The organism is Rhizobium sp. 10PS4 (assembly GCF_032464805.1).
In the GTDB taxonomy this organism is placed as follows: domain Bacteria; phylum Pseudomonadota; class Alphaproteobacteria; order Rhizobiales; family Rhizobiaceae; genus Rhizobium; species Rhizobium laguerreae.
This window is the reverse complement of record NZ_JAWDIW010000008.1, coordinates 108137-123931: the sequence shown is the minus strand read 5'-3', so window position 1 is coordinate 123931 and position 15795 is coordinate 108137. Positions and strand designations below refer to the sequence as shown.

Annotated in this window: 14 protein-coding genes and 1 tRNA gene; 9 read left to right on the top strand and 6 right to left on the bottom strand. The window is 60.8% G+C overall.

The genetic code is table 11. The annotated features are described in order from the left end of the window. The first annotated feature begins 36 nt into the window (after positions 1-36). The 6 genes from bcsA to RWJ89_RS16785 all read left to right on the top strand — a co-directional run bounded on the left by bcsA (position 37) and on the right by RWJ89_RS16785 (position 8990). Positions 37-2229 (top strand): UDP-forming cellulose synthase catalytic subunit, encoded by a 2193-nt coding sequence (gene bcsA / locus RWJ89_RS16810; RefSeq protein ID WP_316031157.1) that lies wholly within the window; start codon positions 37-39, stop codon positions 2227-2229. Next, complete coding sequence (locus RWJ89_RS16805; RefSeq protein ID WP_316029303.1) at positions 2226-4676, top strand: cellulose biosynthesis cyclic di-GMP-binding regulatory protein BcsB; 2451 nt, start codon at positions 2226-2228, stop codon at positions 4674-4676. Before bcsA ends, RWJ89_RS16805 begins: the two co-directional genes overlap by 4 nt. After that, positions 4673-5716, top strand: a complete 1044-nt coding sequence (locus RWJ89_RS16800) for a glycosyl hydrolase family 8 (protein WP_316031156.1) — start codon at positions 4673-4675, stop codon at positions 5714-5716. The genes RWJ89_RS16805 and RWJ89_RS16800 overlap by 4 nt, the downstream gene beginning before the upstream one ends. Next, positions 5713-8070, top strand: a complete 2358-nt coding sequence (locus RWJ89_RS16795; RefSeq protein WP_316029301.1) for a cellulose synthase — start codon at positions 5713-5715, stop codon at positions 8068-8070. The genes RWJ89_RS16800 and RWJ89_RS16795 overlap by 4 nt, the downstream gene beginning before the upstream one ends. Positions 8071-8146: 76 nt before the next feature. Beyond that, complete coding sequence (locus tag RWJ89_RS16790) at positions 8147-8815, top strand: HAD family hydrolase (protein WP_131664252.1); 669 nt, start codon at positions 8147-8149, stop codon at positions 8813-8815. A gap of 98 nt (positions 8816-8913) precedes the next feature. After that, a tRNA-Pro gene (locus RWJ89_RS16785) sits at positions 8914-8990 on the top strand. 188 nt (positions 8991-9178) lie between these two features. Here RWJ89_RS16785 and RWJ89_RS16780 read toward each other — a convergent pair. Further along, a complete protein-coding gene (locus RWJ89_RS16780) occupies positions 9179-9811 on the bottom strand; it encodes a class I SAM-dependent methyltransferase (RefSeq protein ID WP_077976204.1) in 633 nt (210 codons plus the stop codon). 540 nt (positions 9812-10351) lie between these two features. Between RWJ89_RS16780 and RWJ89_RS16775 the strand changes: the two genes are divergently transcribed. Beyond that, positions 10352-10573 (top strand): hypothetical protein, encoded by a 222-nt coding sequence (locus RWJ89_RS16775; RefSeq protein ID WP_077976205.1) that lies wholly within the window; start codon positions 10352-10354, stop codon positions 10571-10573. Between the two features lie 5 nt (positions 10574-10578). On the opposite strand, the gene RWJ89_RS16770 is transcribed toward RWJ89_RS16775, so the two are convergent. Beyond that, a complete protein-coding gene (locus tag RWJ89_RS16770; protein ID WP_077976206.1) occupies positions 10579-10812 on the bottom strand; it encodes a DUF982 domain-containing protein in 234 nt (77 codons plus the stop codon). Between the two features lie 197 nt (positions 10813-11009). On the opposite strand from RWJ89_RS16770, the gene RWJ89_RS16765 reads away from it, so the two are divergent. Further along, positions 11010-11222: a hypothetical protein gene (locus tag RWJ89_RS16765; RefSeq protein ID WP_029872887.1), complete on the top strand. Its 213-nt coding sequence runs from the start codon at positions 11010-11012 to the stop codon at positions 11220-11222. Between the two features lie 3 nt (positions 11223-11225). Here the strand turns inward: RWJ89_RS16765 and RWJ89_RS16760 are convergent, their stop codons facing one another. The 4 genes from RWJ89_RS16760 to RWJ89_RS16745 form a co-directional block, all read right to left on the bottom strand. Then, complete coding sequence (locus tag RWJ89_RS16760) at positions 11226-11375, bottom strand: hypothetical protein (protein WP_165504243.1); 150 nt, start codon at positions 11373-11375, stop codon at positions 11226-11228. A 75-nt stretch (positions 11376-11450) separates the two neighbouring features. After that, the gene (locus RWJ89_RS16755; RefSeq protein ID WP_003558384.1) at positions 11451-11744 is read right to left on the bottom strand and encodes a helix-turn-helix domain-containing protein; all 294 of its coding nucleotides are present in this window, start codon (positions 11742-11744) and stop codon (positions 11451-11453) included. 73 nt (positions 11745-11817) lie between these two features. Then, positions 11818-12999, bottom strand: a complete 1182-nt coding sequence (locus RWJ89_RS16750; protein ID WP_077976207.1) for an ROK family transcriptional regulator — start codon at positions 12997-12999, stop codon at positions 11818-11820. A gap of 552 nt (positions 13000-13551) precedes the next feature. Continuing rightward, positions 13552-14166, bottom strand: a complete 615-nt coding sequence (locus tag RWJ89_RS16745; RefSeq protein WP_131664330.1) for a GNAT family N-acetyltransferase — start codon at positions 14164-14166, stop codon at positions 13552-13554. Between the two features lie 176 nt (positions 14167-14342). Between RWJ89_RS16745 and RWJ89_RS16740 the strand changes: the two genes are divergently transcribed. Further along, entirely contained in the window at positions 14343-15680 is a 1338-nt protein-coding gene (locus RWJ89_RS16740; RefSeq protein WP_131661160.1) for an extracellular solute-binding protein, read from the top strand. Positions 15681-15795: the final 115 nt, after the last annotated feature.

The window sequence follows — 15795 nt, the reverse complement described above, 5'->3', positions numbered from 1 at the left end:
ATGGTGCCCCGGTTGAGCAATTTCGAAGGAACGCCAATGCGCAAAGCCCGCAGTGTCTTTATATGGGCCGTGGTTTCGCTCTGTATGATCGTGCTGATCACGCTGCCGGTTAACCTGCAGACCCAGCTCATCACCGCCATCACGGTCGTGACCGTGATGGCGGTCATCAAAATTCTGAAGGGCGAGGGGACGTGGCGCCTGGTGGCGCTCGCCTTCGGCACGTCGATCGTGCTGCGTTATGTTTATTGGCGCACCACCAATACGCTGCCGCCTCTGAACCAGTTGGAAAACTTCATTCCCGGCCTGCTGCTCTATCTTGCCGAAATGTATAGCGTCGCGATGCTGGCGCTCAGCCTGTTCATTGTTGCCACACCATTGCCGTCGCGCCCCTCGCGTGCCGCCAATCCCGGGCGCCTTCCTCATGTCGACGTCTTCGTGCCATCCTACAATGAGGATGCCGGCTTGCTCGGAAACACGCTGGCCGCCGCCAAGGCCATGGATTATCCGGCCGAGAAGCTGCATGTCTGGCTGCTCGACGACGGCGCCACCTTGCAGAAGCGCAACTCCGGCAAGCTGCTCGAAGCCCAGGCCGCCGCCGCCCGCCACATCGAGCTGAAGCAGCTCTGCGACGATCTCGATGTCCACTACCTCACGCGCGACCGCAACGAGCACGCCAAGGCCGGCAATCTCAACAACGGCATGAAACATTCGACCGGCGAACTCATCGCCGTCTTCGATGCCGACCACGCGCCGGCCCGCGATTTCCTCCTCGAGACCGTCGGTTACTTCGAAGACGATCCGAAGCTCTTCCTCGTCCAGACCCCGCACTTTTTCATCAATCCCGACCCGCTGGAGCGCAACCTGCGCACCTTCGACAAGATGCCGAGCGAGAACGAGATGTTCTACGGCATCATCCAGCGTGGCCTCGACAAATGGAATGCCGCCTTCTTCTGCGGTTCGGCCGCCGTTTTGAGCCGCAGGGCGCTCGAATCCCTGAATGGCTTCAGCGGCATCAGCATCACCGAGGATTGCGAGACGGCGCTGGCGCTCCATGGTAGCGGCTGGAACAGCATCTATGTCGACAAGCCGCTGATCGCAGGCCTGCAGCCAGCCACCTTTGCAAGCTTCATCGGCCAGCGCAGCCGCTGGGCACAGGGCATGATGCAGATCCTGCGTTTCCGCTTTCCGCTTCTGAAGCGCGGCCTGACGATCCCGCAGCGTTTCTGCTATATGTCCTCCACGCTGTTCTGGCTCTTCCCGTTCCCGCGCACGATCTTCCTGTTTGCGCCGCTCTTCTACCTGTTCTTCGACCTGGAAATCTTCACAGCCTCGGGCGGCGAGTTCCTCGCCTACACGCTTGCCTATATGCTCGTGAATCTGATGATGCAGAATTACCTCTACGGGTCGTTCCGCTGGCCCTGGATTTCAGAGCTCTACGAATATGTCCAGACGGTGCATCTGCTGCCGGCAGTCGTCTCCGTCATGCTCAATCCGCGAAAGCCTACTTTCAAGGTCACCGCCAAGGACGAATCGATCGCCGTCAGCCGACTGTCGGAAATCAGCCGTCCGTTCTTCGTCATCTTTGCGGTTCAGATTGTCGCGCTCGTCATCACCATCTACAAAATCTATGCCGAGCCCTATAAGGCCGACGTCACGCTCGTCGTCGGCGGATGGAATGTCATCAACCTGATCATGGCCGGCTGCGCGCTCGGTGTCGTGTCGGAGCGCGGCGAGCGCGCTTTGTCCCGTCGCGTCCGCGTCAACCGGCGCTGCGAATTCGGCGCCAACGGCAGGTGGTACACGGCCTCGATCGAGGACGTCTCGGTTCACGGCGCAAGGCTTCACATCTTCAACAAGCATCTCGACGAGATGCTGGTCGGCGCCGTCGGCGAAATCCGCTTCCGGCCCTATAGTGGCGCGGATCTGGAAACCCTGCCGCTCATCGTCCGCAATATCGAGCCGTCGGGCGATATCAGCAATGTCGGTTGCCAGTACGTGCCGAAAAGCGCACTTGATCATCGTCTGATCGCCGACCTGATATTTGCCAATTCCGATCAGTGGACAGAGTTCCAGGCCTCGCGCCGTCGCAATCCGGGCCTGATCCGCGGCACCATCTGGTTTCTCGGCATGTCGTTCTACCAGACGAGCCGCGGCCTCGTTTACTTCTTCCGCAGCATGCGGCCGGAGCGAGAAGCCCAGCAGCAGGCGGCAAAGGTCAACGCCGGATGAGAAGGATCGCCGCCGCCTCGCTTCTCCTGCTGAATGCCTCCGCCTTCGCCCAGGCGCAGACGGCGCCCTTCGACATGTCCGGCGAGCGGCCGCCCGGGGCATCCGTTACCCCGAGATTGACGTCGCCTACGCCGCCCGCAGCCACGGCGCCGGTTCCTGTCACCCCTCCGGTTTCCGTCAAACCCGCGCCCGCAACCCCGGCGGCCGCTCCTGTTCCTCCGGCGGTCGTCGCCCAGCCGCAGCCGGTGGCGCCTGCGCCCCAGCCAGCCGCCACGGCAAATACCGCCGCGCCCCGCCCCGGTGATGTACGTCGCTATGTCGTGCCCTTTTCGCAACTTGGTCTCGGCGGCGAATACGATCGCCGGTCATGGTCGGTCTATCTGACGCCGGAGCAGGCGGCGGCCAAGGCAAGCTTCACCTTCGCCTACCAGAATGCGATCTTCGTCGCGCCCGAGGCCTCGGCGCTGACCGTCTATCTCAACAACCGCCCGATCGGCCAGCAGCGCGTCGGTTCGCCGGATGGCCCGTCGACCGTCACCTTCGAGGTCCCGCCCGGTCTGCTGCAGCCCGGTGCCAATCTCGTCACCTTCGAAGCCGATCAGCGCCACCGAACAGATTGCAGCATCCAATCGACTTATGAACTGTGGTCGAATATCGATCCGGCCGGAACCTTTCTGAGTTTTACCGGCAGGGATGCCGCCCAGCTATCAAGCGCCGACGCAATCCGCGCCATCGGCGTCGACGGTGCCGGCAAGACGGAGTTCGATGTCGTTGTCCCGGCGCTGGAGCAGCCGGGAACCACCAAGCCACTACTACGGCTGGCGCAGGGCCTGTCGGTGCTGAGCAGCATGCCGAACCAGATCTTTGCCTTCAGCACGGCTTCGCTTCCAGCGGCCGGGCCTGGCAAGCTCAGCGTGCTCGTCGGCACCGCGGCAGAACTGCGGCCGATCTTTCCGGGCCTGCCGCCCGGTGCCGAAAGCGCGGCATTCGCCGCTTTCGCCACCGATCCGCGCAGCGGCTCGCCGGTGCTTCTGATCAGCGGCCCCTCCTGGCAGGCGGTCTCCTCGGCGATCGATACCATCGTCGCGCCGACAGACCGGTCCTCGGACGTACGCCGCGACGTGCTGACCACCGAACGCTGGAGCGCGCCGAACGCGCCGCTGGTTTTTTCCGATACGAGTATCGCCCTGTCGCAGCTCGGCGTGAAGACCACCGAATTCTCCGGCCGGCGGCTGCGGACCAGCTTTAATATCGCCGTACCGGCCGATTTTTATGCCAATGCCTATGGCGAAGCGAAGGTGCTGCTCGACGCCGCCTATACCGATAAGGTAATGCCCGGCAGCCACATCGATATCTACGTCAATGACAACATTGCCTCCACCGTGCCGATCACCACGACATCAGGCGGCATTCTCCGTCATCTGCCGATCCGCGTGACGATGCGGCACTTCAAGCCCGGCTTCAATTCGGTGGCGATCGAGGCGATCCTGATGACCAAGGACGATGCGGCTTGCGCGCCGGGCGCGACAGCCGGTGCCACCCCGCGCTTTGCCCTGTTCGATACCTCCGAGCTGCAGATTCCGGATTTCGCCCGTGTCGGTCAGCGTCCGAACCTGGCCGCAATGGCCGGCACCGCCTATCCCTATGGCCGGGCCACGGAACCGACGCCGCTTTTCATCGACCGCGTCGATGCCGACACGCTTTCGGCAGCCGCGACGCTGCTCGGCCAGATGGCGATCACTGCCGGCCATCCGATCGCCGTCGAAATCGTTGCCTCGCCGAATACGATTGGCGATCGTGACGCGATCTTCATCGGCTCCATCTCGCAGATGCCGGCAACCGCGCTGTCGCAGACCAATATCGCCACGGCGAGCCAGGCCTCGTGGCGTCCCGTGGCCGATACGCAGGCGGGCGTCGTCGATACCGGTACGGCCTTCGAGGAGTGGAATTCCAAGGTCAGCGGCGGTGTCTTGCGCAACCGGATCACTGCCTCCCGTGAGTGGCTGTCGCGCAATTTCGATATCTCCCGCAGCTCGCTGCAATTCATCCCCGGCGCCGAGCAGATTTTCACGCCGGCCAACGCCGACACGCTGCTGGTTGCACAGGGCTCCAGCCCCGCGGGAGCCGGCGCCTGGACCGTGGTGGCGGCGCCGTCGGCGAAGGATTTGCGCGAAGGGCTCGAGGTTCTGGCCACGCAGCTGAACTGGTCGCAGATATCGGGCCACATTACCACCTATTCGAGCAAGACAGGCAAGATCGAGACCGTGCCCGTCACCCGTTTCGATTTTGTGCCGTCCACACCCTGGTCGATCGCCAATTACCGCCTGATCGCCGCCAACTGGCTGTCGACCAATATCCTCTCCTATGCCTTTGTGCTGGTCGTCTTCGTGCTGCTGATCGGCGTCACCACCTCGAGCATGCTCAAAAAGCTGGGCCGGTCGAAATGAGGCGGTGGCGCGCACTCCTGCTGGCGGCAACGGTCGCGCTCGCCCCGGGCCCGCCCGCCGGGGCGCAGCAGGCGATGATCAATGCCGGCGCATGGGCCGCCTACAAGGCGAAATTTCTCGATGCGACCGGCCGCATCATCGACAACGGCAACGGCAATATCAGCCACAGCGAAGGGCAGGGCTATGGCATGCTGCTCGCCTATCTCGCAGCCAGCCCCGCCGATTTCGAACAGATCTGGTATTTTAGCCGCACCGAACTGCTGCTACGCGACGATGGCCTTGCCGTCTGGAAATGGGATCCGAACGGCAAGCCGCACGTCACCGACACCAACAACGCCTCGGATGGCGACATGCTGATCGCCTATGCGCTGGCGCTTGCCGGCACGACGTGGAAACGCAACGACTATATCCTCGCCGCCTCCCGCATGGCCCAGGCGCTCCTTGCCGAAACCGTTGTGCACTCGTCCGGCCACACACTCCTGTTGCCGGGGAGTGAGGGTTTTGCCGCTACCGACCGTGAGGACGGTCCCGTCGTCAACCCGTCCTACTGGATTTACGAGGCGATCCCAGTGATGGCGGCGCTCGCTCCGTCGGATGCCTGGCAAAAACTGTCGGACGATGGCCTGGCGCTGTTGAAGAGGATGCAGTTTGGCCCGCGCAAGCTTCCAGCCGAATGGGTCAGTCTCAGCGGCCAGCCGCAGCCGGCAGAGGGATTCGACGCCGAGTTTGCCTATAACGCCATCCGCATCCCGCTCTATCTCGCTCGCGGCGGCGTCACCGACAAGGCGCTGCTGACCCGCTTGCAACAAGGAATGTCGCAAGACGGCGTTCCCGCCACCATCGATCTGACCACCGGCCGGCCGAAGACTGTGTTGTCGGATCCCGGTTATCGAATTGTTAACGATGTTGTGGCCTGTGTGGTCGATGGGACCAAGTTGCCGGTCTCGGCCCTGCAATTTGCGCCCGCACTCTATTATCCGTCCACGCTTCAACTGCTGGGGCTGGCCTATATTGGGGAGAAGCATCCGGAGTGTCTGTGAAGTCTTCTCTCGTGGCGGTTTCAGCGGCAGTTGTGGTGGCGACCCTCGTCACCGGGCTGAAAGATCGTGCCGCTCTGCAGGAAAAGTTCGGCCTTGGGGCCGCCGGCAAGTCGGCGCCGGAGCTGATGATGATGGGCCGCATCAAGCCGACGGATGCTCCTGCCGGCGATTCCGAATTCAATGCGCAACTCGTCGCCGATAAGATCGAGGCGATAACCTCCTCGCCGCCGTCAGCACCGAACACGCCCGAGCCGAGTGCCGCAGCACAGCAGCCCGCAGCACCGCAACCTGCGGCACCTCACACGGCTACTCAGCCGGCGCCGGTCACGCCCCCTATCGTTTCCGCGCCGCCGGCTCCGCAGCAGGTGTCCGCACCACCGCAGCCTGCCGTCGACGAAAGCGCTCTTCGTTATTTTGCCAGCCGCGGCGACAAGGTGCGCCTGCAGGCCGAAATCTCCCGCCTTCAGGCGCTCTATCCGAACTGGGTTCCGCCGGCCGATCCGCTCGCCGTGCCGCAGAATGGCGACAAGCAGCTCGAGGCCATGTGGCAGCTCTATTCCGATGGCCGCTATGCCGAACTGCGCAAGGCCGTCGCCGACCGCCAGGTAGCCGATGCCGGATGGCAGCCGCCGGCCGATCTGCTCGACCGGCTTGACGTCGCCGAGGCCCGTGCCCGCCTCGTCAATGCTTCGGACCTCAAGCAATATGCGACTGTGGTCGATATCGCTGCCGCAACACCGAGCCTGCTCACCTGCAGCGAGGTCGATGTTCTCTGGCGCGTCGCCGAAGCCTTCATCCAGACGGAGAGGGCGCAGCGCGGCCAGGACGCCTACACCTATATTCTGAAGAACTGCACCAATCCGGCCGAGCGGCAGGCGACGGCCGAAAAGGCTTCGACGCTGCTTGCCTACCAGCCGATGCAGGCGCTGCTCGCGCTGGAGAGGCCTGCTGCCGACGGCAGCCGGGAGTTCGATGCTATCCGCGACAACCTCGCCCGACGCTTCATGGCCGAGGGCAATGACAATCCGAATCTCGCCATCGCGCCCGCTTATATCGCCCGCCTCGAAAAACTCGCCGAGACGGAGGGGCTTGCCTCCGATGCGCTGCTGCTCGGCTGGTACCAGCTTCGCCGCAACAATGATGTGGATGCCGAGAAATGGTTCCGCGTGGCCCGAGCCAAGCAAGAATCGGCCGCCGCTTCGCAGGGGCTGGCGCTGGCGCTGATCGCCCGCAAGGCGCCTGAGGAAGCCGAGGACGTGATGTTCCGCTGGCGCGCCGATTCCGATGATGCGACATCAACCTATCTAGCCGCTACCGCCAACCTGATGGCGTTGCAGCCGCCGGTCGATCTGGCCGAAGACGTGCTGCACCGCATCGCCACCGAGGTCATCGCCCGGAAATATGTGCCGACGGCGCAGCAATTCGGCTGGTATGCCCGCTCCCTCAATCAGTTCCAGACCGCCGCGCGCTGGTTCGAGACGGCACTTGCCTGGAAACCCGATGACGAACCGTCCGCCTATGGCCTTGTCATCACCCGCGAGCAACTGAGCGACCGCAAGGGCGTGCTCGACCTCCAGCGCGCCTGGGCCGGCCGGTCGAGCCGGATCACCAACCTCGAAGACACGTCCTCCCTGATGCCGAATGCCGTCACGCCGCCGCCGGCAAAGGGGGGGCTTGTCGCACAGCAGCCGGCTCAACCGACGCAGCGTCCCCTGGCCGAACCGCTCCCGGCAGAGCGCCGCGTGACCCTGCAGCCGGGTGCGGAAGTGGTCGTTCGCGCGGCGAGACCGGCGATGGAGACGATGACCGCCCCGCGCGGCCCGCGCCAGACGCGCGGCTGCTCGACGACAATCGATGCCGGGCAGCTTAAGCCGGCCGACGCGCTGTCGCGCGGCTGGTGCCTGATGGATATCAACCGGCCGATGGAGGCGATCTCGGCCTTCGAGGCCGCATTGCAGAGCCCGGCCCGCAAGATCCGCGAAGACGCAGCCTACGGCCAGAGCCTTGCCTATTTGCGCGCCGGCCTTTCCAGCAATGCCGCCGTCGCGGCCACCAAGGCGCCGCAGAACCGCCAGCGCGCCGCCGAGCTTCAGGTGGCGATCCTCGCCGACCGTGCGCTTTCAGCCTTCGACGCCGGACGTTACCGCGAAACCCTCATCTATCTCGACCAGCGTGCCCAGCTGCAGCAGGAACGCATCGACCTGATGGTTCTGCGCGGCTACAGCTACCTCAATCTCAAAATGTACGGCGATGCGACCCGTATCTTCGAAGCCGCTGCCGCAACTGGCAGCCGCGACGCCGCCCGCGGCCTTGCCGACGTCCGTAACGTCACCCACCCAGACACCAACAACTGACGTTGACGCCGCTTCCGCTCTCCGTTAGTCGCCTGCGCAAAGGTCGCTCCGGCCTCATGCTTGTAAGGAAAAGCCTGTGCCCGCTCTCCATGACATCCTCGACAGATCCTATGACGCCTTCCTTTTCGACATGGACGGAACGCTGCTGAATTCCATCGCCGTCGTCGAACGCGTCTGGAGCGAATGGGCAAGGCGCCACGGCTTCGAGCCGGAGGTCTTCCTGAAGACGATCCACGGCATCCGCGCCTCCGATGTGATCCGCGGGCTTGGCCTGCCCGGCGTCGATCCTGCCCATGAGGCGGATCTGCTGCTCGCCGAGGAAATGGAGGATGTCTCCGGCATCGTCGAAATCCCCTGCGCCGTCCGCTTCCTCTCCGCCATCGCTGAGGGCCGATGGGCAATCGTCACTTCGGCGCCGATCGAGCTCGCCAGGCGCCGCATGGCCGCCGCCGGCATCCCCATGCCAAGGGTCATCGTCAGCGGCCAGGAGGTCAAATCAGGCAAGCCCAGCCCCGAAGGTTATCTGCTCGGCGCAAGCCGCCTCGGTGTCGATCCGAAAAAATGCCTGGTCTTCGAAGATGCGGTCGCCGGCATCCTCGCCGGCGAGGCCGCCGGCGCCGACGTCACAGTCATCACCGAAACGCACGCCACGCCCTTCGAAACGCCGCATTTTTCGATCGCCAACTACCAGGCATGGCAGCCTCGTCAAACCGCCGAAGGCCGGCTGAGGCTCGCGGCGATCTGACCATTCGCGCAAACCGCCTCCTTTTTCTTGGAGGCAAGGTTTTTCCGCTTGCATTGCACGCGCTGAAAAACTAAACGAAGCAAGCCGTTTCGGCAGGTCGGGGCGTAGCGCAGCCCGGTAGCGCACTTGACTGGGGGTCAAGGGGTCGCTGGTTCGAGTCCAGTCGCCCCGACCATTTATCCCCTTGAAATCTCAGTCAGAATGTCAGATTCCTTCGTCCCGCTAGCGGCGGAAAACGGAACGAGGCATTGGCAGAAATGCTAAAGCGGGAGCCGAACGTCCCGAACGAAAATGTAATTGTTCATGTTGCAGGCGAGCTTTAGCGCCAACATTGCAGAGGACGGTCTGCCATTGACCGCCTTTTCAGTGCGGTTTCTGGGCGATTGCGATCATCGACTTCGCCAGAAGCGGAATCCTCCCGACATATTCGAAGTCGACGTCTTCGAAGCCTGTTTCAAGCAGGAGGGTGCTGAGCGTTCCAGGAGACCAGAATTTGATATGGCCATGGTCCTTCAGAGGCATGAAATGGTCATCCATCTTTCCGCTGACGGCCAATGCCAGATTTTTCCAATAGCCGTGAAAAGGGGTCGACATAACGGCGATGCCGCCAGGTTTCACCAAATCATACATGGTCGCCGAGAAAGCCTTGGGATCATAGACATGTTCCACCACTTCAAGGCTGATCACGGCATCGAAGGTCCCATACCGGCTGGACAGATCTTCGTAGCCGGAACCGATTTCCAGCGGAAGATCGGGGTGGGCCGTTCTTGCTTTCGCGATGCCGTCTTGGGAGGGATCGACGCCGACGACGTCATAGCCTTTTTCCGCAAGCACGGCTGCAGCACCGCCGGTGCCGCAACCGAGGTCGAAGACCGCCGTATCTTTTGCCTCCTCGAAACTGTTCTCGAGAACATCGACAACGGCCGGCAGAATATAGGAATGGGCGGTCGCCGGCTTGGCGTGTACATAGGTAGTAGCGTCCAGTTCGATAGACATTTTACCTCCTGAAAGTCTGGATAAAGTGAGCGGCCAATGGTACGGCGGACTTTGACGGGAGTGTGGTGCCGTTGTGGTATTAAGGTGATTAACGCCGAAGGCGTCCCCGGCGGCTAAGCGTCGCCCGCCGATTGGCTGTACAGACTGCGCGAGACATCCTCCAGCACGGCCCACGCTCGCCATGCCGGATCCCGAAGCTGATTGACAGGGTGCCCTGAAGATGCTGAAAACGGGCCGCTTTCAGGTTTGCCGCATTCTCGCGGTTCAAAGGGCCGCTGTATCCGGCTCCGCCCGTTTCGACCATTTAAACTAAATAACGCGATGAAATACCATTTGAAGGTGCATAGCAAATAAATCCTTTAGTTCTTTTTGGTACTGCCTCAGTTGGGAGAGGTGGTATTTGTTGCATTTTGTTAAGGTTATACCCAGTTTGGAAGTTAACAACCAAATTTTGGATTGAAAAAAGCCTGAAGCCTCTTCGCATTCTCGTGAATATGTTGTAGATTAACATTGTCCCTGTCACGGATAGCCTAGTCGAGCATGGCGGATATGAAGCACAATCTAACTTGCAGGCAGAGCCTCGCGAGCGCGTTCCAGGCTCTGTCGGACGAGGCCATCAAAGGCGGCTGGTCGGAAGGCGATGTTGCCCTCGCGCTTGCCGAACTCGCGGAGGAGCGGGTGATTGAGGTTACCGCCAAGGTGATCATGGAAGGCTCCGTCCATCCTCAGCTCATCGCTGCCGGCGGCGGACGCAACAGATAACGATCTTACACCAGCAATCCCGCCGTTTTCGCTGCCGTGATGAAGGAAGCCTGTGCTGCGCGCGGGCTGCGCAGTCCGTCGAGCGCATCCAGGCAGTGCTGGCGCGCAACGCGATAATCGCGCCCACGCTTGCTCGGCCACCGCTTCAGATATTCGACGGCCTCCCAGACGGTCGAAACGATCAGGCTGCTGTTTGAAGAAACGACCCGGACGGGGGAGGGAAAGCGTTTTTCACTCACGTCTGCACTCACCGATTCCTGCTACCAAACGCGGCCCGAACGCGCGGGATAAAATTTTGTTCCATAATTTTGTTCCACAGAAATTTGCGTAGTTGCTAAAGTTCGGACCCTCGCGCATAATGACTTTATGGTCGGTTGCGGAGGGCGGCCGGCGATGCAAGCGTGGATGCGTTTGCCCTCGGAGGAAATGCGGCGTGATGTTACGATCATCAATTCATCCGCATGATTTACCGCTCTTTTCGGAAGATCTCGATCTGCTTTCGCAGGTGCTCGACAAGGTCTGCGACGAACGCGGCCTCGCCAGGACGACGCCGGAGGCCGAGCGGATCGGTGCGGTCATCATTCAGCTCTACAGGCAAGGCGTGAAGGACGGCGGCAAACTCGCCGACCTTGCAAAAACCTATCTTTAAAGATCAGTTCTGCTCGATCGAGACACCGTTCTTGCCGATGCTCATCTCGATGCCTTGCGGCTTGCTTTCCTCGTGGAAGATATAGGCGCCGAGGCCGATGACGGCGACGACAAGAACGCCGATGACGACGTAGAGACCATTGCTGCGGTTCAAGAGACTGCCCCCGATACGTTATAGGCCCGATATGTTATGGGACAGCGGAAACGGTCGGGCGGCGGATTGGTTCCGTCAGTCGTCGTTGGCGGCGTTGAGGTTTTCCGGCCGGATGCCGTCATCGCTGGAGGTGCGGGCGCGCAACCGGATACCGGGGCCGCCTTCATCCTGATTGCCGCTCGACAGGAATATGATGCCGTTCGCCTCGAGTGTGCTGCGCACATCGAATAGCGCATGCGGCTCGCCGGCGAATTCGCCGTTTTCCAGCGCCGTCACGGTCTCGACCGGCAGGCCGCTGGCGGCGGCGAGCTCTTCGATGCTCATTCCGATCATGGCGCGCGCGCCGCGTATCTGCGTTGCTGTTATCATGATGGAAAACCTAGCGCATTCCCAGCGCTTCTCAAGTGGCGAAACCGCACGTTGGCCCTAAGGCATGCGCTCTTCAAACTTCCCTCAATTTGACACCAAATAGATCGTCATGCATGCGCTCGACCGCGATCCCCATTCCTCCCATCAGGGCGGCGCGGTTCCCAAAGCGACTGATCTCGATGCGCGGCGGATAAGGCGTACAACGCGGCAGGAAACCGCGGATGGCGTTTACGAGTTCCGGTCTTGAGCCGATGCTGCCGCCGGTGATCACCAATTCAGGATCGAGAGCCGCTCCGATTGCAGCGATAGCGACTGCGACCAGCCTTGCCGTCTCTTCGATGGCAGCCGCAGCGCTTGTTTCTCCTGCATTAAACGCGGCGAAGAGATCGGCCACGGTGGATGCATTACGCCCGCCGAAACCGACGTAACGTCGCAACATCGCGACGCTGCCGACCGCGCTCTCAAAGGTTCCAAGCGTAAATCCGCCAGGATCAAAAGCATCTCCACCGATCGGAAGATAGGCGATTTCGCCGGCCGCCCCACGCGCGCCGCGCAACAGAGTTCCGTTGGCGATGATGCCCATGCCGACGCCCGTTCCGAGAGCAACGAAAGCAAAATTGCTGGTTTCGACACCGTGTCCCCGCCATCTCTCCCCTTGCGCGGCGAGGTTGACGTCATTTTCAACGATCACCGGTATGGCCATTCTGTCGCTGAAGACTTGCCGCAGATTTATGGCGTCGATGCCGGGGATGCTTGGCGCTACGTTGATATGCCCGGTGGCTGGATCGAGCACACCGGGACTGCCTAGAACGACGAGACGGAGTTTGTCGGCAGTCGTCCCGGCCGCAAACGCGAGTTCTACGATAAGATCGCTGAACTGATTGACGAGATGCATTCCGCCGCGCGGGTCGGTGGATACTTTAGTTTCAGCGACCACGTTCCCCAACAGATCGCAAATGGCCGCAGCAATCTTGGTGCTCCCGAGATCGATAGAGACGGCCAGCCCCGCCCTGGCATTGATTTCATAGGTGATCGCATTCCGGCCCGGGCGACCATCAGTCTGCCCGACTGGTTTCAGCCATCCATCATCCTCAAGGTCGCGCACGACATCGGAAATCGTCTGCTTTGACAAGCCGGTTAGCTTGGCAATATCGGCGCGAGAGATCGATCCGTTCGCGAACACGGTTCGGATGACGGCATTGGTTGAAATTTTTCGTGCGATCGGGGTCTGTGCGACAGAAGATGCCATTGCCATCCGGCTAGCTCAGTCCAATTAGTTCGGAGCGCATACTTAATGGACGCGATATTAAGTCACAACTATTGCGACTAAGCGGAATTCAATACATCGAAGCAGGCAATTTGTCTATGTCCTTGACAAATGGGAGGTCAGCTGTAGGCTTGAAATTAACGTGCGATGAAAATGCGCGATGAAATAAAGAGGGTCGATGTGAAGTATGCGCCATACGTATCGTCCGGTTAGCCGTGCGCCTGCCAAGATCGGCCAAAGAGGAACTGGCCTGGGCTTGCCTGGCTATTTCTTTTTTTGCGTCCCGCGGACTCCTTGAACCCGGCTTCCGAGGATTTGCTCATGATGAAGCCCTCGACTGATGGACAGCTTTTCGCGAAGCAACCTGCTTTACTGCCGATAATGCTATCATGCCTTCAGGCGGCCGTTCATCGGGATGGGTGCGCTGACCTCACCGTGTGGCGAGCAGGCAGTTTCGGGCGTGTGAGATTTTCTCCAATCAAGGGTGCTTATACCCGGGAGACACGGCCTTTTCGTGGCTTGGAGAAACCAGGAAATGCTTCAACCCAATCCCTCATCGATCCGCATTGCGAAGGCGACGGAGCCATCCTGCTCGAATTCGGAAAAGCCGAGGCGACGGTAGAAACCCCTGGCGCGTTCGTTGTTTGGGTCGACCCCGAGATGCACGGCTCCGACCCCGTGGTTTCGAAGCGCTTGAAGCTCCGTGGCGATCATCCTGCGCCCCCAACCGCTTGCCTGAAGTCCGGGAAGGATGTTGATATGGAGATGCGCGGGATACTGGTCTTGAAGCCAAGCCGTTCCGCTGCGCGGATTTTGAATTCGTTCCATCACGTCGGCGTCGCGCGGACGGGTGGGTGCCAGTCCCGCAATCTGCTGGCGGACGAACGGCCACCAGTTCGTTTGCAAGTCTCTGTCGAACCTGCTGGTGTCCGCCACCCCTACAACGTAGCCGACTGGCCGGTCGTCCTGAACGAGAACAAAGGCAAAGTCTTTGGCGAATTTGAGGTAGGGTACCGACCAGATGTAGCCGGGCAGATGCGGGTCGCTATAAAGCGCGCTGGCATCTTCACCGCCATTCGCGGTTTTCAGGCAGATGTCGAAAAGGGCGTCGATATCCGCTTCAGTCGCGGGGCGGATGAAGCAGCTGGTGTCCATCACTTTGCCACCTCCTGCGTGGCGCTTTGTCATTTTAGGTCGCGAGAGGAGCGGATGCATTGACGATTACCTCAGATTCGCCAGCCAGGCAAAGCTCTGGGGGAAGAAAACGTTCGGCCGCTGCTTGGCGCAAGGCCTGAACGGGAGTGGAAAATAAACCAGATGAGGTGGAGCAGATGAAAAGAACCGTGAAATCGATCCGCATACTGCCGGCATACCGATTGAAAGCAGCTGTCGCGCTTGTTGGCGCGGCGCTTTTGAGTTTTGGCCTTTCGGCAGCCGCGCGCGCCGACGACCTGGCTGTGTGGGATGACCAAACCTATGAAGGTCAGAGCGCGGTCATAGAGCAGCTCAACAAGGAGTTCGAAGCTGCGCATCCCGGCGTCACGATCAAGCGCACCGCCCGTACCTTTGATGACATGAAGTTGACGCTGAAGCTTGCGGTTTCGGCAGGTGATGGCCCTGTCATCACGAAAGTCAATCAGGGTGCCGGTGACATGGGAGCGATGGTCAAGGAAGGATTGCTCCTGCCGGTCGACGACTACATCAAAAACTACGGCTGGGATAAGCGCCAGTCGGATTCGGTGCTTGCTCGAGACCGCTGGGAAGATGGAAAATTTGGGGTCGGTAAGACCTACGGCATATCAGGCCTCGGCGAGATCGTTGGCCTCTACTACAATAAAAAGATCCTCGGCGATGCGGGAGTAGCGCTGCCGCAAACCTTCGAGGAGCTGTTGGCCGGTCTTGATAAGCTGAAGGAAAAGGGCGTTGCGCCCTTCATGATGGGCTCGGCAAAGCAGCATCTGGCCCTGCACATGATCGGCGCCATCGAGCAGGCGCATATCGACGCGAGCAATCGTGCCGAGCTTGACGATCTGATTTACGGCCGGGGCGGCTCGTGGAACACCAAGGGGAACATCGAATCCGCCAAACTCGTGCAGCAATGGGCACAGGGCGGTTACTTTTTCCCCGGTTTCGAAGGCATCTCGGGTGACGACGCCGTCCAGCTTTTCATTTCCGGGCAGGGCGCGTTCCTGATCTCCGGAACCTGGTATTTCGGTGACATGCAACACAATCCGGATATCGGCTTCATGGCAATTCCCGCCCCGAAAGGTATTGCCAAGCCCATGAGTGTTGGGGGCGTGGATCTTGCCTGGGCGATAACGAGCCTTGCCAAAACGAAGCCGACACAGGACGTAGCCGGCGCATATATCGATTATATGGTCTCGGAAAAGGCTGCTGAAACCTGGGCCAATGCTGGCTATCTTCCGGCAACGTCGCTCGCGGCTGATGCAAAGCCAAAGCTCACGCCGCTCCTCAGCTCCGGCATCGAAATGTGGAAGACACTCAACGCAAACGACGCCCTCGGACATTACCCCGACTGGTCGAGCCCGACGATGCTGAAGACAATAGACGACAACACGCCGCTTCTTCTGTCCGGCAATATCACGCCCGAAGCCTTTGTCGATGCTATGGACAAGGATTATCAGGCGTACCTGAAGGATAAGAAATAAAGATTGCGGGCGCTGGTCACGGCCGTCCCCTGCGGTCGTGACCTCAGTCTCGTCGATCCAAATAAATGAGCACTGCGATCGGCTTGCTGCGCGACGACCACAGCTTTAGCTTTAT